The organism is Bartonella rhinolophi (assembly GCF_036576165.1).
GTDB lineage: Bacteria > Pseudomonadota > Alphaproteobacteria > Rhizobiales > Rhizobiaceae > Bartonella.
This window is the reverse complement of record NZ_JBAFWY010000001.1, coordinates 22,892-42,793: the sequence shown is the minus strand read 5'-3', so window position 1 is coordinate 42,793 and position 19,902 is coordinate 22,892. Positions and strand designations below refer to the sequence as shown.

The 19,902-nt window shown below is 37.1% G+C and carries 16 protein-coding genes, 1 tRNA gene and 1 pseudogene; 12 read left to right on the top strand and 6 right to left on the bottom strand.

What is annotated here, in order from left to right; genetic code table 11:
- Nucleotides 1-5: 5 nt before the first annotated feature.
- The 3 genes from rpoH to V5N67_RS00135 form a co-directional block, all read right to left on the bottom strand.
- On the bottom strand, nt 6-899 hold the full coding sequence (gene rpoH / locus V5N67_RS00145; protein ID WP_332059685.1) for an RNA polymerase sigma factor RpoH: 894 nt from the start codon (nt 897-899) through the stop codon (nt 6-8).
- Nucleotides 900-1,052: 153 nt separating this feature from the next.
- The gene (locus V5N67_RS00140) at nt 1,053-2,057 is read right to left on the bottom strand and encodes an RluA family pseudouridine synthase (protein WP_332060278.1); all 1,005 of its coding nucleotides are present in this window, start codon (nt 2,055-2,057) and stop codon (nt 1,053-1,055) included.
- 31 nt (nt 2,058-2,088) lie between these two features.
- On the bottom strand, nt 2,089-3,519 hold the full coding sequence (locus tag V5N67_RS00135) for an aldehyde dehydrogenase family protein (protein ID WP_332059684.1): 1,431 nt from the start codon (nt 3,517-3,519) through the stop codon (nt 2,089-2,091).
- Nucleotides 3,520-3,925: 406 nt separating this feature from the next.
- On the opposite strand from V5N67_RS00135, the gene V5N67_RS00130 reads away from it, so the two are divergent.
- Together V5N67_RS00130 and V5N67_RS00125 are read left to right on the top strand one after the other, a co-directional pair.
- Entirely contained in the window at nt 3,926-6,487 is a 2,562-nt protein-coding gene (locus tag V5N67_RS00130; protein WP_332059683.1) for a DNA translocase FtsK, read from the top strand.
- A gap of 741 nt (nt 6,488-7,228) precedes the next feature.
- Nucleotides 7,229-8,542: a PAS domain-containing sensor histidine kinase gene (locus tag V5N67_RS00125; protein ID WP_332060276.1), complete on the top strand. Its 1,314-nt coding sequence runs from the start codon at nt 7,229-7,231 to the stop codon at nt 8,540-8,542.
- 14 nt (nt 8,543-8,556) lie between these two features.
- Here V5N67_RS00125 and mscL read toward each other — a convergent pair whose 3' ends face one another.
- A complete protein-coding gene (gene mscL / locus V5N67_RS00120) occupies nt 8,557-8,970 on the bottom strand; it encodes a large conductance mechanosensitive channel protein MscL (protein WP_332059682.1) in 414 nt (137 codons plus the stop codon).
- Between the two features lie 318 nt (nt 8,971-9,288).
- Here mscL and V5N67_RS00115 point away from each other — a divergent pair, with 318 nt between their 5' ends.
- The 9 genes and pseudogenes from V5N67_RS00115 to V5N67_RS00075 all read left to right on the top strand — a co-directional run.
- Nucleotides 9,289-10,377 (top strand): quinone-dependent dihydroorotate dehydrogenase, encoded by a 1,089-nt coding sequence (locus V5N67_RS00115; RefSeq protein ID WP_332059681.1) that lies wholly within the window; start codon nt 9,289-9,291, stop codon nt 10,375-10,377.
- 143 nt (nt 10,378-10,520) lie between these two features.
- A tRNA-His gene (locus V5N67_RS00110) sits at nt 10,521-10,597 on the top strand.
- Between the two features lie 211 nt (nt 10,598-10,808).
- Complete coding sequence (locus tag V5N67_RS00105; protein WP_332059680.1) at nt 10,809-12,212, top strand: glutamine synthetase family protein; 1,404 nt, start codon at nt 10,809-10,811, stop codon at nt 12,210-12,212.
- A gap of 12 nt (nt 12,213-12,224) precedes the next feature.
- Nucleotides 12,225-13,508, top strand: coding sequence for an NAD(P)/FAD-dependent oxidoreductase (locus tag V5N67_RS00100; protein WP_332059678.1), 1,284 nt, complete (start codon nt 12,225-12,227; stop codon nt 13,506-13,508).
- 433 nt (nt 13,509-13,941) lie between these two features.
- Nucleotides 13,942-14,172 (top strand): hypothetical protein, encoded by a 231-nt coding sequence (locus V5N67_RS00095; protein ID WP_332059677.1) that lies wholly within the window; start codon nt 13,942-13,944, stop codon nt 14,170-14,172.
- A gap of 20 nt (nt 14,173-14,192) precedes the next feature.
- Entirely contained in the window at nt 14,193-14,381 is a 189-nt protein-coding gene (locus V5N67_RS00090) for a hypothetical protein (RefSeq protein WP_332059675.1), read from the top strand.
- A 316-nt stretch (nt 14,382-14,697) separates the two neighbouring features.
- Nucleotides 14,698-14,862 (top strand): hypothetical protein, encoded by a 165-nt coding sequence (locus V5N67_RS00085; protein ID WP_332059674.1) that lies wholly within the window; start codon nt 14,698-14,700, stop codon nt 14,860-14,862.
- A 148-nt stretch (nt 14,863-15,010) separates the two neighbouring features.
- Nucleotides 15,011-15,769 carry a 6-phosphogluconolactonase gene (gene pgl, locus V5N67_RS00080; protein ID WP_332059673.1) on the top strand — a complete coding sequence of 253 codons (759 nt, stop codon included), beginning with the start codon at nt 15,011-15,013 and terminating at the stop codon, nt 15,767-15,769.
- A 453-nt stretch (nt 15,770-16,222) separates the two neighbouring features.
- Nucleotides 16,223-16,366: pseudogene (locus tag V5N67_RS00075) on the top strand (6-phosphogluconolactonase); the annotation flags it as partial.
- Nucleotides 16,367-16,383: 17 nt separating this feature from the next.
- Here V5N67_RS00075 and folD read toward each other — a convergent pair.
- Entirely contained in the window at nt 16,384-17,283 is a 900-nt protein-coding gene (gene folD / locus V5N67_RS00070; RefSeq protein ID WP_332059672.1) for a bifunctional methylenetetrahydrofolate dehydrogenase/methenyltetrahydrofolate cyclohydrolase FolD, read from the bottom strand.
- Between the two features lie 331 nt (nt 17,284-17,614).
- Here folD and V5N67_RS00065 point away from each other — a divergent pair, with 331 nt between their 5' ends.
- Nucleotides 17,615-19,498 (top strand): AsmA family protein, encoded by a 1,884-nt coding sequence (locus tag V5N67_RS00065; protein ID WP_332059671.1) that lies wholly within the window; start codon nt 17,615-17,617, stop codon nt 19,496-19,498.
- An 86-nt stretch (nt 19,499-19,584) separates the two neighbouring features.
- Here the strand turns inward: V5N67_RS00065 and V5N67_RS00060 are convergent, their stop codons facing one another.
- Nucleotides 19,585-19,728, bottom strand: coding sequence for a hypothetical protein (locus V5N67_RS00060; protein WP_332059670.1), 144 nt, complete (start codon nt 19,726-19,728; stop codon nt 19,585-19,587).
- Between the last annotated feature and the right edge of the window lie 174 nt (nt 19,729-19,902).

The following is a 19,902-nucleotide window of genomic DNA, read 5'->3' as shown; positions in this document are numbered from 1 at the left end:
CAACACTATTTGCTTTGCATCTGCTTTCGGGAAAAAGTAGAAGTTTTTATGGAGTGCTGCACTTTTTCAAATGCACGCATTTCAATTTGTCTTACACGTTCCCGACTGATGTTAAATTCGCTTGAAAGTTCTTCTAGCGTTAATGGTTCGTCACTTAAACGGCGAGCTTGGAATATACGCTTTTCACGTTCATTAAGATTATCCATAGCATATGTTAACATAGAACGACGATTTTCTAATTCATCTTGCTCAATCAAAATTTGTTCTTGATTGTCAGAATCATCAACTAACCAATCCTGCCATTCGCTATCTTCACCTTCATTGGTACGAAGAGGCGCATTGAGTGAAGTATCACCACCAAGCCGACGGTTCATTGATACGACTTCATCTTCCGTGACATTCAATCGGGTTGCAATTTCCTTGACTTGTTCTGCGTTAAGATCACTATTATCAAGTGCTTGAAGACTACTTTTTAATTTACGAAGGTTAAAAAACAGGCGCTTTTGATTCGCAGTCGTTCCCATTTTAACCAAGCTCCAAGATCGTAATACATATTCTTGAATTGACGCTTTAATCCACCATATTGCATAGGTTGCAAGACGAAATCCACGCTCTGGCTCAAAACGCTTAACAGCTTGCATAAGCCCAACATTACCTTCTGAAATAACTTCTCCAATCGGTAATCCATAACCTCGATACCCCATAGCAATTTTAGCAACGAGACGCAGATGACTCGTAACTAATCTATGCGCAGCTTTCAAATCGTTATGCTCATGATAACGCTTAGCTAACATATACTCTTCTTTTGGTTCAAGCATCGGGAAACGGTGTATCTCTTCTAAGTAGTGATTCAATCCCCCATCACCTGCTATTATTGATACTAGATTCATATGGGCCATATAGCACCCTCCTTTTGTACGAATTCCCTAATAAGGCAAATTCTATTTTCAGACATCATATAAACTATATCTTACAATACTATCACTTTTATAATTTTTAATTTTGTTCAAAAAGAGATATTTTACTGTGAAATCATAAGAAAGCCAAAAGTTTCAATTAATTTTTTTAAAATGCTTGATAAGCTCAGTTATATCCTGAGGGAGTGGTGAAGAAAAAGACATAATTTCGCCTGTAGAGGGATGCTCAAAGGTAAGACTGGCCGCGTGCAGCGCTTGTCGATTGAATTGATCAATGGCATTTTTTATTACAGGATTAAGCGCGTTTGATTTTGTTTTAAAAGCATTTCCATAAACAGTATCACCTACCAGCGGGTGTCCAATATGAGCCATATGAACACGAATTTGGTGTGTGCGTCCAGTTTCTAGACGACATTCCAGAAGACTAGCAAAAGATGTTGTATCTGCACAAAAACCGTACTTTTCAAGTAAGGAAAAATGCGTAACAGCACGGCGAGCATGAGGATTTTTGCTATGAATAACAGCTTGCTTTATTCGGTTATGGGGAGAGCGACCAAGAGGGGCGTCAATTGTCAAAATATTATGATTGGGAGATCCCCAAATTAAAGCATAATAACGTCGGTCTAATGCGTTAGTACGTCCGTGATCAGAAAATTGGGCACAGAGATTTTTATGAGCAAGATCATTTTTGGCGACAACCATGACTCCGCTTGTATTTTTATCGAGACGATGGACAATACCAGGACGTTTAACGCCTCCAATACCAGACAAACTATCGCCACAGTGGTAGATAAGGGCATTAACTAACGTACCCGTCCAATTGCCATTGCCAGGATGAACAACGAGACCAGCAGGTTTATTTACGACAATGATGTGATTATCTTCAAATAAAATATCCAATGCAATAGCTTCGCCGTTTGGTTTTGCATCATTAAGGGTAGGCATTACCAATTCGATCATTTGATTGGATTTTAATTTTGTTTTCGGCTCTTTTATGAGTTGTCCATCAATTTTAAGGTAGCCTTCACGGATGAGGGTTTGCAAGCGTGAACGTGACAGTTCATGATGATATTTTTTAGCGAGCCACTGATCGAGTCGTTGCCCAAGAGCACCTTCATCCGTTATCTGCTGTATCACTATAGAATTCCTATCAAGTTTTTAATAAATTTTTTTACCAATATGAAATTGCTTTGGTATCCAGAAACTCTTTAATTCCCCATTTTCCACCTTCACGGGCACGTCCAGAAAACTTTACACCTCCAAAGTAACTGCCATTGGGTAAACTGTGTCCGTTAATTTCTACCATACCAGACCGTATTTGCACAGCGATACGACGACATTTGTTTCGATCTTGTGATTGTATATAGTTTGTAAGACCGTATTCTGTGTCGTTGGCTAAGGTCACGGCTTCATCCTCTGTGTTAAAGGAAATAATTGAAAGGACTGGACCAAATATCTCTTCTTTAAAAATGCGCATATTGGGTTTCACATCAGCAAAAACTGTTGGGCGAACATAATAACCGCGTTCCATTCCCGTTGGCAAACCAGTCCCCCCTGCGACGAGAGTTGCACCTTCATCAATTCCAGATTGTATGAGCTCTTGAATTTTATCGTATTGCTGCTTTGAGACTACGGGACCAATGTGATTTCCTGTTTGATGACCAGAGCCTACCTTTGTTTTTTCGGCAATATTTTTAGCTATTTTTATGGCTTTTTCGTAGCTGTTTTGTTCCACAAGCATACGTGTTGGTGCATTACAGCTTTGCCCACTATTGTAAAAGCAGTGGTGTACACCACGTTGAATAGCATCTGTGTCGGCATCATTGAAAATAATATTTGCTCCTTTTCCTCCAAGTTCCAGACAGACTCGTTTTAAAGTGTTGCTAGCATTTTTAGAAATAGCTTTTCCCGCTCTAGTTGATCCAGTAAAGCTAATCATTTCCAGATTTGGGTGAGAAGATAAATAAGAGCCTACATTAGCACCATCTCCGTTGATGAGATTAAAAACGCCAGCAGGGAGGGCAGCTTCATCTAAAATTTCAGCAAAGAGCATAGCAGAAAGAGGAGCAATTTCAGAGGGTTTTAAAATCATAGTACAGCCAGCTAGTAGAGCAGGGATAACTTTGAGGGTTATTTGATTCATGGGCCAATTCCATGGAGTAATCAACCCTACAACGCCGATTGGATCATAGTGAAGAATTGCTTGTTCATTTCCTTCTATTAAAACATTTTGAAACGAAAATTCTTTGAATGCTTTGATAAAGTTGCGAATATGATGACTACCAGTTGCAGTTTGTGCATTGCGTGCCATATCAATGGGTGCTCCCATTTCCATTGAAATGGTTTTTGCCATGTCTTCTGAGCGTTTTTCATAGATATCTAAAATTTTTTCAACGAAGCTGAGACGCTCACTCGGTGGGGTTATTTTCCAATTTTGAAAAGCTTTTTGAGCAGCGCTAATCGCTTTATCTACATCTTTTATACTGCCAATGCTAATGATAGCGCAGGTTTCTTCTGTTGATGGGTCAATCACATGTAAATCATGAGGAGTATTTGGATCATTCCATAGGCCATTGATATAAAATTTTCGCTTATTAAACATAATTTGCTCCCTATTTCATTATTGTTAAATTGTATACTATTTGAGTCTTTTGTAACAAGGACAACAAAGATAATTTTATTAAAAGTAAAGAAATTAAACTGTTTTGTGACAATGAGGAATGGAGAGTTAAATAGTATTACTGATATGATGCGGGGAGGAAAGAGAATAAAATAATTTGTAATTTCTGTGATAAAGTTTTTCCTAATATTAATGAAGTGCCATTGGATGACGCTGTAGATTTTGTAATTTATGCAGGAAGAGTGCAGAGGAAGTATTTATCGATAGGCATCACTTTTTTGTTAAAAAGTGGATGCTGGCAAAAGGTTATTAACCTTCATACTATAGTTTTCACGCGTTCTTTATCGAAAGAGCAGTTATTCTCATTGCTATAATTTTGTTGGGTGTCATGCATAATTCGAAAACAAAATCTCTTTCTACGTTTTCTTTTTCTAATGAAGGTGCAAAAGTTGCATCAGAAAAAAAATTATCTGCTAAGGTTACGGAAATATTTCCTTATCCAGAAGTATGGAAAAAGGCGTTTACCCTTGGGCAGAATGTGCGTTTTACGCGAACACCAGAAGTTGAAATTTTGCGTCGTCGCATAGAAACAGATCCAATTTTTGCAAAACAATTTAAAGTTTTTACAGAGCAAGAATCGCAAAAGCTTACAAGTGTTATGCCTTGTGATAGGAATAGAGAAATAACAAATTCTCATTCGTCTGAAGAAGCGATTAATTCTCGATTGGTTGAGAATGAAGCGTCATTGTGCCATTCGCCAGTTTTGGGGCAATTATCACAACAGAATATGAGTACTTCAGTTGAGGGGAATGCAGAGAAGCATGGCTTACAACAAGTAAAAAATACTGTACAAGAAATGAAGCCTTCTTTTCACCTTTCTGATGATGTATTTTTTGAATGCGGACCGTTTATATTTGAGAAGATCGATACTAAAATTTCAGCCAAAAACGCAACGTCTGTTGATGTTGTAAGCGGTGAGGTTTTTTTGGATAAGGTCTCTACCTTTGATAAATCAATTACTGCTCTTTATCGTGTTCTTGAATATCGTTTTCCACAGTTTTACGATTCAGTTATATCAGAAGCTTCAGCAGAGAATATGCAAGGAGGCAGGAAAAATTTTGATTTAATACATACAAAGAGTGATGCTACTAAAAAGGCTCAAGAGTGCGGTTCTAAGCTTGTTGTTGGGGGTTCGGGTCAAGCATTAAGTGATGTAGGCACTCCTAAAATAGTCAACAACTCCAGAAATATTGCCGATTGTATAGAAAAAAATGTGGCAAAAAGTTCAGAAGATTGTTCCGCGTTGAGAGTGAAAAGCAAAAAGCTGCCTACTGCCAATGTCTCGTTAGGCAGTTGTAATTCTGCTTTTATGCCAAATTTTCAATCTCTTAGTTATAGTAATTATGAATTTCCTCCAATTGATTTACTGCAGGAGCCTGTTTTTCACGAAGGTACAATTATTACGCAAGAAATATTAGAGCGTGGTGCTGGACTTTTGGAAAGCGTTTTGGAGGATTTTGGAATTAAGGGGGAAATTATTCATGTTCATCCAGGACCAGTGGTGACAATGTACGAATTTGAACCTGCTGCTGGAGTAAAATCATCACGGGTTATTGGTCTTTCTGATGATATTGCTCGCTCTATGTCCGCGATTTCTACGCGTGTTGCTGTGATTCCTGGGCGCAATGTTATTGGGATTGAATTGCCAAATGCAGTTCGTGAAATGGTTTATTTGCGTGAATTAATTCAATCAAACTCTTTTCGTGAAAGCCAGTTCAAATTAGCTCTTGCTTTAGGGAAAGGGATTAATGGTAAGCCTGTCATTGCAGAATTAGCTAAAATGCCCCATTTATTGGTTGCAGGAACGACAGGGTCGGGTAAATCAGTTGCCATTAATACAATGATCTTATCGATTCTTTATAAAATGACACCAAAACAGTGCCGTTTGATCATGGTTGATCCTAAAATGTTAGAGCTTTCTGTTTATGATGGTATTCCACATCTTTTAACGCCTGTTGTGACGGATCCAAAGAAAGCTGTAACAGCTTTAAAATGGGCAGTTCGTGAAATGGAAGAGCGTTACCGTAAAATGGCTAAGTTAGGTGTTCGTAATATTGACGGTTTTAATGCGCGAGTTGCACTTGCAGCAGAAAAAGGCGAAACGATTATGTGCACTGTACAATCGGGTTTTGATAAGGAAAGTGGGGAAATGCTTTACCATGAAGAAGCGATGGATTTGACGCAACTCCCTTATATTGTTATTATTGTTGATGAAATGGCCGATCTTATGATGGTCGCTGGGAAAGAAATTGAGAGCGCTATTCAGCGTTTAGCGCAAATGGCACGTGCTGCAGGTATTCACCTTATTATGGCAACGCAGCGTCCTTCCGTAGATGTTATTACAGGGACAATTAAGGCGAATTTTCCAACTCGCATTTCTTTTCAAGTAACATCAAAAATTGATAGTCGCACAATCTTGGGAGAGCAAGGTGCGGAAACGCTTTTGGGTCAAGGAGATATGCTTCATATGGCAGGCGGTGGGCGCATTGTACGTGTTCATGGGCCTTTTGTTTCTGACGAAGAGGTTGAGTCTGTGGTTGCGCATCTTAAAATGCAAGGAAAGCCTGATTACTTAGCAACAGTAACGGATAGTGCAGAGGAGAGCCAAGGAATGGAATCCACTGATTCAGTTGCTAAAACTGCGGTGACGGAATATCTTAGTGAGAATGGTGAAGAACTTTATGCGCAAGCTGTTAAGATAGTTATGCGTGATAAAAAATGTTCGACGTCTTATATCCAGCGCCGGCTTTCAATTGGCTATAATAAGGCAGCTTCTCTCGTTGAACGGATGGAAGAAAAAGGCATTGTTGGAGCTGCCAATCATGTTGGTAGACGTGAAATTTTGCTTAATGAGTATAATAATAATCAAAACGATATTATAGATACGTGACGATATTATTTTAAAAGGTTAATGTTTGATTTTATGAAAGTGGGTGCTATCCTGTATTTATTTTTTACTATGAAAAATTAAAATTTTGAACAGAAAATGGCAAAGTAGAAACGATAGTTTGTGTTAAAGCTACGGGTGAATAGCACAGAGTATGATACAAAGAAGAAGTAAAGACATCTTTGGCATTTTTAGATTATCTGGAATGTAAGAAAATTAAATAAATTTTGAGGAAAGGATGCTTGCTCTCTTGTATTGGTTGTGAAATATTCTTTTATGAGAGAATTCTGCGGCGTATTTTTTGTTTCTTCTGTAGCGGTTAGTGTTAAAGAGCGATCTTTTTTAAATAAAGTGTCACACCATAAGATACTAAAAAGCGCTCAATATATGATTTATGTTGCGTTTGGCGGTTTAAAGCGCTACGCTAAGTTTTCTGTAGTTTTGTTGGTATATTAGTGTAAGTAAGGTATTTTTGCTTGCAGCTTTGCTGAGGAGAAACATTTCTCTTATCGCTGGTTTGCATGATTCAATAATGTTCGTTGCAATAAGTGGTGAGCATGCAATTATGTTGGGGGTTTCTCGTTTTTGTTGTTGTGGTAAAACAGTCAAAATTTTTCTGTAAACGCTTCATAATGACATGTCAGCCAAAGCTATTTTCTTCATAGTAAGTGTAAGCACGTAAGTTTGCCAGTTTTTAATGCCAGATGTAAGCTTAAGGAATTTTGTGGCTTTAGTGTTTTGAAGATGCAAGAAGAAATACAAAAAAAAAGAGATGAAAAGCAAGATATAAAAGTATCGAGTCTTTCAGAGACAGAGCGCTCGGCTTTTCGTGAAATTGCAGAACGATTGCGTGGAGAATTGCACTCATCTATCAGATCGGAGCATTTAATTGAAGAGATGGCAATTCAGTTGCCATATGTGCAGACATTGCATGTAAACGTTATAAAACAAATTCTCATAAAAGAACCAGCAGTAGTTTTATCATTGTTGGAGACAGCGAGTGACGGTGTTTTGTGGTTAGATGGGCAGGGTCTCATTCAATCGGTTAGTAGCGCTGTTTTGGCATTGACTGGTTATGAAATAAATGAATTACTCACGCAGCCATTATCGTCATTATTTACTTTGCAAAATCAACCTTTGGTTGAAAAATATTTTGAGTTGACCCGTGTAAAGGGGAAAAGTCAAGTGTTTAATTATGATAAGACAGTTGATTTAGTGACGAAAAGTCATAAAACTATAACGGTTTCTATGATAATTATACCTTTGGCACGACAAGATAATTATGCTGTTATGCTGCATGATATGACAGAAACGCTGCTCCCTTTAGATCAAAAAACTGAAGAAAATAAAGCAATTGAAGTTGTTCATGAAATGCGAACACCTTTGAATGCTCTCATTGGGTTTGCGGAAATTATGAGAGATGGACGTTTTGGTTCGATAGACAATGAGCGTTATCATGGATATTTACGCGATATTATCTCATCGGGAAAGCATATATTGTCATTGGTAAATCAATTACTAGATTCCTCAAAAGCAAAATATTCTGACTCAAATAATCAGGCTAATACGCCTTTTATTGCTGAAGCATTTGATGTGATATCTTGTTTGCATTCTAGTATGGCGTTTCTTGAAACACAAGCGAACCATAATGGCATTATCATGCGCATTGTTGCACCAGAGTACGTACCATTTATTTGTGTATCACAACAGATATTTCGACAAATTATATGGAATCTTCTTTCTAATGCCATCCGTTTTACACCATCAGGTGGACAGATTATTATTCATGTTTCTTATAGGAAAAAAGAGTGCGTAAAGATTGCGGTGAGTGATAATGGCATAGGGATGAACAATGAAGAAATTGTACAAGCTATGAAACCTTATGGTCAGGTAAAACGCAAAGATAGCAGATCGGGTGACAGTGTTTTTACCGGAACAGGTCTAGGCCTACCAATGTGTAAGACAATGGTAGAAGAGTGTGGCGGCCAATTTTTATTATTTTCAAAACCTAATCACGGAACAACAGTGGAAATGTTTTTCCCTGTATTCCATGAGTAAGCTTATTCATAAATTTATTTTTTCTGGGCTAACAGATCCCTGATTTCTGATAAAAGCTGTTCCTCCAGAGACATTTTTTTAGGGTTTTCTTCTTTTTCTTGTTTTCGACGTACTTTATTCATGCCTTTAACAAATAGGAAAAGAACCCAAGCAATAATAAGAAAATTGATAAGCAAAGTTATAAAGTTACCGTAACTAATGGTCGCTCCAGCTTCTTTTGCTGCACTCAGCGTCGTTTGTTTTTCACCAGCAAGCTGGATAAACATGTTAGAAAAGTCAATTCCACCTGTGATAAAACCAATGATCGGCATAAAGATATCATTGACAATTGAATTGACTAAACTACCAAAAGCACCTCCTATAATCACACCGATAGCAAGATCAACCATATTGCCTTTTATAGCAAATTCTTTGAATTCTTTAAGCATTGTTACGCCCCTGTTTATTTATGCGATATACGGTAATTTTAATTATCGCTTTTAATATAAAAGGAAAGGGCAGTTTTTATTTTCTTGCAGTGCTATAATTACAAATATCAAAATTTTTTCCAAAAAATATTCTATAATATGTAGAAGAACTCAACTATGAGCTTTACTCAATATCCGTAAATATAAATGGCGATTATATTATGGATTTTTTTGTGGTAGAGGAATAACGTTTTTATCTGAGTAAATCTTCCATATTGCGTGTTAAATGGTTTGTGTAAGATTGCAGAGGGTCGTTTTTATGTTTGTGGAGAAGGATTGATGAGTTTTTTTCGTTGTATTGGTCATTCTGCTTTATTTATGTTGGATCCAGAGCATGCACACCGTTTAGCGATTGTTGGGCTGAAAAGTGGATTGAGTAGTTGTCAGAAGGTCGTTGATAAGCGTTTGAGTGTGACTGTTGCAGGTCTTGAGTTTGAAAATTTTGTCGGTCTTGCTGCGGGCTTTGATAAGAATGCAGAGGTTGTAGATGCTGTTTTTCGTTTGGGGTTTGGTTTTACTGAAATTGGCACAATAACTCCAAAATCTCAGGTTGGAAATCCTAAGCCACGTCTTTTTCGCTTGAGAGAAGATGAGGCTATTATTAATAGAATGGGTTTTAATAATGATGGGCATCAAATTGTTTATAACAGACTTCGTATATGTAAAAGACTTGGTATTGTAGGGGTCAATATTGGAGCCAATAAAGATACGATTGATAAAATTAATGATTATACTATTGGTCTTGCTCGTTTTTATGATGTCGCCGATTATTTTACGGTTAATATTTCTTCACCTAATACGCCAGGCTTACGAGATTTACAAGCTCGTGACAGTTTGCACCTTTTGATTAAGGCGATTTCGCAAGCTCGTGGTGAACAAAAGAAAAAATATGGATTTTCTGTTCCAGTTTTTTTAAAAATTGCACCTGATTTATCAGAAAAGGAATTGGATGGTGTGGCTGAAGAAATGCAACTTTCTGATTTTGATGGTTTGATTGTTTCCAATACCACTCTTTCACGTCAAGGTCTTATGAATAATACATTAAGTAGTGAGAAGGGAGGGCTTTCTGGGCGCCCATTATTTGAGCGTTCTACTATTGTGCTTGCAAAGATGCGTCAAAAGTTAGGGAAAGAGATCGCAATCATCGGCGTTGGCGGCATAAATGATGCGCGAACAGCTTTGGAAAAAGTTAAAGCGGGTGCAGATTTAATCCAGTTATATAGTGGGATGGTTTATGAAGGTCCAGACCTTGCTGTAACCATTTTAAAAGAAATTTTGCAATTTATGCAGCAAGATGGTGTTGATACCATAAAAACTTATCGCGATCACCGTGTTGAACATTGGGCAAAATGTGAGCTTCCTTTGTAATGAAGTTGTTTTTTTTTATAAAATTTGATAAAAAATGTGGGATTTTTTTTAAGGGGCTTGCAAACTCTTCTGATCTTCCTTATGTCACAAAAGCAGAGGATAAATGTTTACTAAATTGTGACCAGTTATAGAGTCATTTTTATGCGGTTGTAGCTCAGTTGGTTAGAGCGCTGGTTTGTGGCACCAGAGGTCGTAGGTTCGAATCCCACCAACCGTACCAATTTTTCACTATGTTTGATATGATAAGCAGCTTATAATGATTGCAAGGTATTTTTTGCCTTGATGAAAGTTATGGTATTTTAAAAAATTAAACTCGATAAAGTTTTTATGTGGTGTTCATATAGGAGAGGAGATTTCCCATAGCTACTATCATAGTGAAGCTTTGTTGTTTTTTGAGTTAGTGTGTTATGGCTGTGTAGAATGGTAAATAAATGAAAAACGAAGATTCTCAGCTTGTTTCTAGTTTTCTCGAAAATTTACGGGGTGTAAACAATTGGAAACAAGTTTCGCAATGGCTTGCTTCTCGAGGCGTCGAAGATATTGAATGTATTACGCCTGATCAAGCAGGCGTGGCACGTGGTAAGATGATGCTTTCTAAAAAATTTATATCAGAGACATCATTGGCATTGCCTTCAGCAGTTTTTATGGCAACAATTTCAGGAAATTATCCTGAAGATGGTCATGGTTTTCAATATCCCAAAACAGATGGTGATTTACGTCTTGAGCCTGATCTTTCTACGTTAAGCATTGTACCATGGGAAGATGCTCCTACGGCACAGGTAATTTGTGATCTTGTGTATCAAAATGGACAAGTTGTGGATTACACGCCACGAAATGTTTTACGGACAGTGATTGATTTTTACACTCAAATAGGGCTAAAGCCAGTTGTTGCCCCAGAAATTGAGTTTTATTTGGTACAGAAAAATCCTGATCCTGATTATCCTTTAGTCCCTCCAGTTGGCCGTTCGGGGCGCTCAATTGAGGGAGGGCAGGGGTATTCGATTGCTGCTGTGAATGAATTTGATGATTTGATTGATGATATTTATCATTTTTCGGAAGCGCAGGGGTTAGAAATTGATACGCTCATTCATGAAGAAGGGGCTGGCCAGTTTGAAATTAATTTACGTCACGGTGATCCAATTGAATTAGCTGATCAAGTTTTTATGTTTAAGCGAACAATTCGTGAAGCAGCACTAAAACATAATATGTATGCAACTTTTATGGCTAAGCCTATTCAAGGGCAGCCAGGATCTGCTATGCATATTCACCAGTCGGTTATTGATAAGAAAACGGGCATTAATATTTTTACGGAGAAAGATGGTGGAGAAAGTGTTTATTTTCGCCATTTTATTGGTGGACTACAAAGACATATGGCTGGTGTGCTTGTGATGCTTGCTCCTTATGTGAATTCATATCGACGTCTTATGCCTAATATTTCAGCGCCTGTTAATTTGCGATGGGGATATGATAATCGTACAACAGCTTTTCGCGTACCACGTTCTGCTCCACAGGGGCGACGTGTTGAAAATAGGATTCCTTCATCAGATGCTAACCCTTATTTAGCATTTGCAGCTTCTTTGGCTTGTGGTTTCATTGGTTTACAGCAAAAACTTGAACCAGATGAGCCAACAACAAATAATGTGAATGCTGATACAATTGAATTACCGCGTGGACTTATTGAGGCTGTTAATTTATTTGAACAAGATACAGCAATACGTGCTATTTTAGGAGATGTGTTTGTAAGTACTTATGCTGCAATCAAGCGACAAGAGTTTGAAACTTTTATGGAAGTGATTAGCCCATGGGAGCGTGAATATCTCTTGCTTAATGTTTAAAGTTTTATCACGATGATCAATCATAACCCGATTTCTCCAGGATTTTCTTGGTATGAGGATACCTTAAAAGAACGTCCTTCTTATCCGTTTTTTTGCGGGCAGATACAATGTGATGTAGTTATTATTGGAGGTGGGTTTACGGGGCTTTCTGCTGCGTATCATTTAGCTAATGCTGGGGTTAGCGTTGTTTTGTGTGAAGCTTCGCGTTTTGGGGATGGTGCTTCAGGGCGTAATGGTGGTCAATTGGGTACTGGACAACGACAATGGGTGGAAACACTAGAAAAGAAATATGGTTTTGAGCGAAGTAAGGCACTGTTTGATTTCGCTGAAGAAGCTAAAGGAGATGTTTTATCTTGGTGTTCTCTACCTGATTGTGATAGCGATTTTATGGCAGGCCAGCTTTCTGTGACCCATAAAAAACGTGAGCTAGTATCTTATCAGCGGCATGTTGAGATGATGTGGCGTTATGGTTATCAGGGACTCACTTTTATGGATAGGGATGAAACAGCGAAACGGCTTGGCTCGTCTTTTTATTATGGTGGTATTTTTGATTCAGATACTGGTCATATAAATCCCTTAAAGTTAGTTGTTTGGTTGGCAAAAAAAGCAAAAAATGCGGGTGTGGAGCTTTATGAGAAGACGCAAGTAACTGCAGTAAAGCGCGATGGTGGCCGTTGTATAATAGTAACAGAACGAGGTAACATAACAGCAGAGCATGTTTTATTAGCAACCAATGCGTATAAGCTTGGGCTTCAACGTTTTGTTGAAAAAAATATTGTTGCTATCCGTTCGTATATTGGAGCAACTGAACCATTACCAAAGCATAGTCCGATTCTTTTTGGGGGAGAATCGGTGGATGATTCTCGTTTTATGGTTCGCTATTTTCGGAAAAGCATTGATAATCGCTTATTATTTGGTGGAGTGGAAAGTTATGATAATAAGCATCCTGCAAAATTAGATGAACGTATACGACAGCAAATTTCTGAAATTTATCCTCATCTCAAATTTATAAATCTGACTCATCATTGGGGTGCAACGGTTGCTATCACAGTTGAGCGTATGCCTTATGTTCGCCAACTTGTACCAGGTATAACTTATTGTGGTGGTTATTCAGGACATGGAGTTATTCTCGCTCCTTTCATGGGAAAGCTATACGCTGAATGGCTGACTGGAAAGCGTGAGCGTTTTGAGTATTTTCAGGACTTAAAAATCTCCTCCTTTCCAGGGGGAAAGATTCTGCGTTATCCGCTTGTATTTTTAGCAATGCATTGGTTTTCTTTGATGGATCATTTTTAATTGGATATCATGAAAAATGAAGAAAATTAATAGCTTGTTTAATATCTGTTTGCTTTAATGGTAAATGAGTTTTCTATAAATTTTTTTTAAGCTTTTATAATTGAGTGAGAAGATAAACAAGTTCATGCCTTAATAATGTTATTTCAGTCTCTTCTTTTGATTATATTGTTTGTAGTAGCAATGGCGATTTGGCATTATGCAAATTTATATCTGCCCTATATTATTATTAGTGTGTTGAATAATTTACTCAACCGACGTATTTTATCGGAATTGCATATTTAACTGTTATTTCTACTTATACCATATCAAACAGAGAGTGAGGAAAATTAGCTCTATTGTTATTGAAAAATTTTGATGATAATCAGAGTTTTTATTTAGCGGTTGGTTTACTGCTTTTTAGTGATATTGCAATGGGCGTGGGGTAGGCGGTCTGGTGATACAGCAAACACGGGTTATCATTAAAAAAACAACTGGTAGCGATATAAAAACAGCAATTGAATTTAATGATATATTGGCAAAAATATTTGGTGAAAATCAAATTTTTCACCGCATTAACTGCTATTGTAGCAAAAAAATTGCTCAAAATTTTATGGTATTACGCTTTGTGTTAATACACTTTATGAGCTTCTATATAATTTCAACTATATTAGTTATAGTTAGCTAACAGTTGTTGAGTTTTTAGGGTTGGAGGAACATACAGAATATAATGATAGTACGGCTGCGCTACGCGTTATGATACAGAATTATATGCTGCAACTGCTTTGTTTGGTTACCATGGGGATACCGTTTATCATTAATGCAAACATTGTATGTGATCAAAAACTTAAAGTTTTACACGTTTTAATGTTTCTCGATGTTCATAATGTAGAGTAATACACTTATACATGGGCAGTAGCTTGTTGGTATATTAGATGGTAATTCTATAAGATTTTATCTGAATTATCTAAGCAAAAAGATTCGTAGGAATAAAACAATTGTAGTTCCCTAGTATTAATAAAGCTAAAATTAATAATTGGTGTTGAATAGTACACCTTTTTATTTACAAATTTATAAACGTATGTCTGTATAGGTTTTCCAAAATTGTTATCGTTTTCAGATCTTTTCTCCATAATATTTCTAATGCAGATTCGGATAAAGCTTTTTCTGATCAGTTAATTGTTTGTTTTCAGCTTGGTGGAGGTAGAAAACAATGGTTGGTGGTTATAAGAATTTCGGTTTTAGTGGTACGCGGTTTCGTCATATTTTATTGGGCACGCGTTTTGTTGACACTTATAAACGCTTGTTGATGAATATTATTCGCATATATCAAATATTATTGATATATCGTGATGAAATTGAAGTTGTTTGGCGTTAGATTGATCCGATCCTTAAAGGATGGAAAACAATAAAGCATTCTATTCATGAATATAATGCTGTTTCATGGGGAGAGAGTATATTTGTCTCGACCGTTTTGATGGAATATGATGTGTGTAAATAAAACAATTTAGTTTAGAGCGATGATAATGCATAAAATGAATATCGACCGTTTAAATTTTGAGACACCTACCGCCTTAGCTGTGAGATTGGCTGATCGCGTTGCAGCAGAGCTTAGTGTATCTATTCTTGAACGCAAGCGAGCAATTTTAGCAGTTTCTGGTGGAAAAACATCAGAACTATTTTTTCATTACTTGTCAAAGGCTGATATTGATTGGAAAAACATTATTATAACTTTAGTCGATGAATGTTTTGTTCCTACAGATCATGAGCGTTCAAATGAACATATTGTGCGACGCTATTTGTTACAAAACTTTGCAGCTAAAGCGCGTTTTGTAGGACTTTATCATAAGGCAATTACTGCTGAGCTTGCCGCTTTTTCAGCAGCTAATCGTATAAATACTTTGCCTAAACCATTTGATGTTATTGTTTTGGGGATGGGGGCTGATGGACACACTGCTTCCTTTTTCCCTGATGCTGATCGTTTAAATCAAGCGCTTGATCTTCAGACGCAGGCACTTGTTTTACCTATTCATACGAGGAGTGCTCTTGAGCCAAGGCTTACGTTAACTTTGCCAGTTATAATGCAATCTCGCTGTATTGTCCTCCATTTTGAAGGTTTCCAGAAACGCGATTGTTTTGAAGCAGTTTGTCAGGAAGGATCTGAAATGGAAATGACTGTTCGAGCGGTCTTGCGCCATGCCCATCATCTTGTGCAGGTGTACTGGTCACCTTCAGAAAATGAAATAAATGAAACAGAACATAATGTAGGTGCAGTAAGCACCTAATCTCTCTTCAGTGAGAGATACATGTACTTACAGGGAAGAAATAAACATGGCATTTTCAAAGACAATTTTTATGGTCATGCAAGAAATTTATGAGATTCCCGTAAAAACACGAGAAATTTACCTAGATTGTATAAAAATTGTAAGAAATTATTCAAGGTGGAGTTTAGGAGGCAATTGGACTTATGGTTTTTTGCCTATGATTCAACAGATAAAAAGCACTTAAAATCATAAGGTCGTTTATTTTGAAGACCAGGGGAGTGAATTCGCTATTTAAGAAGAGGTGATAAAGTTTAACGCGCGAACGATTGCACTTCATAATTCTTCCAATAATGAATACAGTATAAGACGCGAACTTTTTCGTTAATCAGCAAATTGTATAAACAAAAAGACATCTTTTATCATAACATGAGTAAAGCGTGAAAAATAAAAAAGCGATAGCGCATGTAATGGCGATTTGATGTTATTGTTTTGGGGATGGGGGCTGATGGACACACTGCTTCCTTTTTCCCTGATGCTAATCGTTTAAATCAAGCGCTTGATCTTCAGATGCAGGCACTTGTCTTACTTATTCATACGAGGAGTGTTCTTGAGCCCAAGGCTTAGCGTACAATATGTTAAAATTTTGGTACAGGCAGATTATGCGCTCGCGCAGCGGCTTTAAGTGTATTAACCATGAGCATGGCAATGGTCATAGGTCCAACCCCTCCTGGAACAGGGGTAATTGCGGCGGTTTTGTCTTTTATTCCTTCAAAATCAACATCACCGACAAGGCGTGTTTTTCCTACACCTTTTTCTGGTGCTGCAATGCGATTAATACCAACATCAATAACAATGGCACCACTTTTAATCCAGTCTTTTTTGATCATTTGTGGACGACCTACAGCTGCTATTAAAATATCGGCGCTACGACACACGTCATCGAGGTCACGCGTACGACTATGAGCGACTGTCACCGTAGCGTTAGCTGCTGTTAAGAGAGCTGCCATAGGCTTGCCGACAATGTTGGAACGCCCAACGACTACGGCATCAAGACCAGATAAGTCTCGTCCGCATTGTTGTTCAATCATCATCATGGCACCAGCTGGCGTACAAGGAATGATAGCATCTTCAAGTGCATTTGCTGCAAGTTTTCCTATATTGATATAATGAAAGCCATCAACATCTTTTTGAAAAGCGATAGCTTGTGTTATGTGATTTGTATTTATATGAGCAGGCAGGGGAAGCTGCACCAAAATACCGTGAATTTTAGGATCAGAATTTAATGTTTCAATGAGTTGAAGGAGCTCTTCTTCTTGTGTATCTTCAGAGACTGTGTGCTTGATTGAAAAAAAACCACATTCTTCAGCTTTTTTGCTTTTTGATGCGACATATACTTGACTTGCAGGATCCTCTCCAACAATGATAACAGCGATACCAGGTTGTATCTTATAGTTTTTGTGGAGTTTTGTTGTTTCAGCCTTAACTTTCACAATGATCTCTTCAGCGAGCTTTTTTCCGTCGATAATATTGTTCATGAGAGGGATCCTTTCGGTAGGGCTGTTTGCTTTTTTGTAAAGCATTTGCTGATAATACAATAAAGGCTTGTGATAACATTAATATTTTGCAGTAACATTAATATTTAAGAGCGATATGATAATATTGTGTGTTTTTTCTTTTTCAGAAGATTTTAAAATAATTACTTTATTAAGAAGCAGCAACATTGCCGTTCCAATAAACTTTGGATAAGAACAATAATAATTAAGTTATTAAATGAGATATACGATTTCTAGGATTATAAAAAGCTTTTTAATGATAATTTAGAGTTGCTTTTAAACTATTATAGGAGCAAAAGTATAGAGGAAGATCGTGCGCATCAGAGTAATAAAGTTTTTAAGCGGGATTTTTGTTACGACTGTTTTTTTGTTTGGGGTTGGTATTCTCATTTTACCATATCTTGTATCAACAGATGCGATTCGTATTCGTTTGGCGCATGATTTGAGTGCATGGACGGGCTATGATGTACAATTACGTGATCCGCCACGATTGAATCTCTTTCCTTACCCTAAAGCATTTCTTTCTGGTGTTACTTTAACATCAAAAATGAATAGTTCTGTACCCTTTTTGGAAGCTGAATCAATAGAAGTTGAACTCTCTTTGATGGATCTTTTTTGGGGACATGTTTCTTTTTCAGAGACGCGTATTGTACGTCCACAATTTGTTATGGAAAAATCTGTTAAAACAATCGCAGATTTTTTCGAGAGATTTTTGTGGTCACAAGGTGCGTTAGGATTAGCGATACGCAATGCGCGTGAAATAATTAAGAATAATCCTGATCAGCCAGATATAGAGCATCTTTTGAATCAACCTTTTGGACGGATTATTATTGAAAATGGCGTGCTCGTTTATCATGATAGTGCTTCTAGGGTAGCAGAAAAAATAACAGGCTTAAATGCGACTTTAGATTGGCCAGAATTGACACAGGGGATACGGTTTCGTGCAGATGCCCGTTGGCGTGGAGAGTTGACAAAATTATTAATTGATGCAGATCAAGCGTTGCTGCTTTTAGCAGGAGGGAAAAGTCAGATTAAGGCAAGTATCAATTCTGTGCGGGGTGGTATAATTTTTACGGGACAGGCACAATTATCTGAATATTATATTTTAGATGGAAAGATATCAATGCGCTCTCCAAGCTGGAATCAAACATTGGCTTGGATTGGAGGCAATCAGTTTTTAGGTCATAAATTAGAAGCACCCATTGTATGGGAATCACATTTTTTAGCCCAGCCGATGCATATCCAAATGAATAATGTTACATTTATGATAGGTACGGCAAATGCGCGTGGAGCTTTAGAGTTTGATTTTCAAGATGATGCACCAATTGTAATTGGGTCTTTAGCATTTGATAATCTAGATTTTAATCTTTTAAAATCGGTTTTTTCTCCCGTTGAAGAAAAGAAGACATTTCTTGATATGACAATTTTTGATCGTGTTGGAGTAGATGTACGGCTTTCTGCACCACAAGCAAAAATAGGGAATATTGCACTCACTAATTTAGCTGCTGCGGTACAAATAAAAAATGGACATGGTATTTTTGACCTTGGACACGCAAATGTTTTTGGTGGATCTATTCAAAGTAACATTCAAATTACATCAGCAGCTGATCAAAAAGTATGTGTAAAAGGACGCGCTTCGGGCGTTTCTATTGATATGCAGGCTGCCTTAAAAGCTTTGGGAATTATCCCATTTGCTCAAACCAAAGCTAGCTTTATCGTAACAATACAAACGCTTGCGTGTTGTTGGTCGGAAATTTTTGCAAAGATTCGAGGTGAACTAGCACTAAATATGTCTTCTGGTCAGCTATTAGGGTATGATTTAAATGATTTGCAGACAAGACTTTTAAAAAATGAGCAATTTCTTTTAGTGAGTAACGATACTCTATCAACAGCTTTTGATCACTGGGATATCCAAACGAAATTTTCAGATGGCACAATTACAGTAGCAGAATCATTGATGCATACGGAAAATTGGAGTTTATTTATTCAAGGACAAATTGCAGCAGCTATTGCTCAGAATCAAAAAAGTGAATTTACTTTGCAGGCAAAGTTACAAAAAAATAATAGTTCAGAAACTTTATGTAGAGATGTTCAATGCCTTGCTGATAGTCTTATACGGCCTTTTATCTTTTCTCTTAGCTCTACGGGGCAAGACCGTGGAAATTTTTGGGTTAAAAAAGATGTCTATACGGATTAAATTTTGTTTTTCATTATTGGCAACGGTTTAGTAAATTGCTGAAAAATATTATTACGTTGAGATAATAAAGATATGCCTCTATATATCTATTGAATCTGAGAGGAGATGCCATATCCATCTTTGGCTATTGTGTGCTTTTCATCCGCTCCAACTGACCCAATTCCTACAGTAATTAAAATAAAAGATAGGATGGTGACGATAGTAATAACTGTAGCTTTTTTAGCAGACATATTTTCCTCAAATCATGTGGTAAATCATTAATTCTAATAGTGAATAATGCATCGTTATGAACTTACATGAGACTAGAATCATTTAATATTCTATTTGTTCCACTATTATTTCATAAAGCTAAAGAAACTCTATAACGTTTAATATATTATAATTGTATAGATGTGTTTTTTTCT

Coding starts and splice junctions, on each gene's coding strand:
- V5N67_RS00135 (WP_332059684.1), bottom strand. CDS start 3,519: ATGTTTAATAAGCGAAAATTTTATATCAATGGCCTATGGAATGATCCA.
- folD (WP_332059672.1), bottom strand. CDS start 17,283: ATGAACAATATTATCGACGGAAAAAAGCTCGCTGAAGAGATCATTGTG.
- V5N67_RS00085 (WP_332059674.1), top strand. CDS start 14,698: ATGGTTGGTGGTTATAAGAATTTCGGTTTTAGTGGTACGCGGTTTCGT.
- V5N67_RS00105 (WP_332059680.1), top strand. CDS start 10,809: ATGAAAAACGAAGATTCTCAGCTTGTTTCTAGTTTTCTCGAAAATTTA.
- pgl (WP_332059673.1), top strand. CDS start 15,011: ATGCATAAAATGAATATCGACCGTTTAAATTTTGAGACACCTACCGCC.
- V5N67_RS00100 (WP_332059678.1), top strand. CDS start 12,225: ATGATCAATCATAACCCGATTTCTCCAGGATTTTCTTGGTATGAGGAT.
- rpoH (WP_332059685.1), bottom strand. CDS start 899: ATGGCCCATATGAATCTAGTATCAATAATAGCAGGTGATGGGGGATTG.
- V5N67_RS00060 (WP_332059670.1), bottom strand. CDS start 19,728: ATGTCTGCTAAAAAAGCTACAGTTATTACTATCGTCACCATCCTATCT.
- V5N67_RS00130 (WP_332059683.1), top strand. CDS start 3,926: ATGCATAATTCGAAAACAAAATCTCTTTCTACGTTTTCTTTTTCTAAT.
- V5N67_RS00125 (WP_332060276.1), top strand. CDS start 7,229: ATGCAAGAAGAAATACAAAAAAAAAGAGATGAAAAGCAAGATATAAAA.
- mscL (WP_332059682.1), bottom strand. CDS start 8,970: ATGCTTAAAGAATTCAAAGAATTTGCTATAAAAGGCAATATGGTTGAT.
- V5N67_RS00115 (WP_332059681.1), top strand. CDS start 9,289: ATGAGTTTTTTTCGTTGTATTGGTCATTCTGCTTTATTTATGTTGGAT.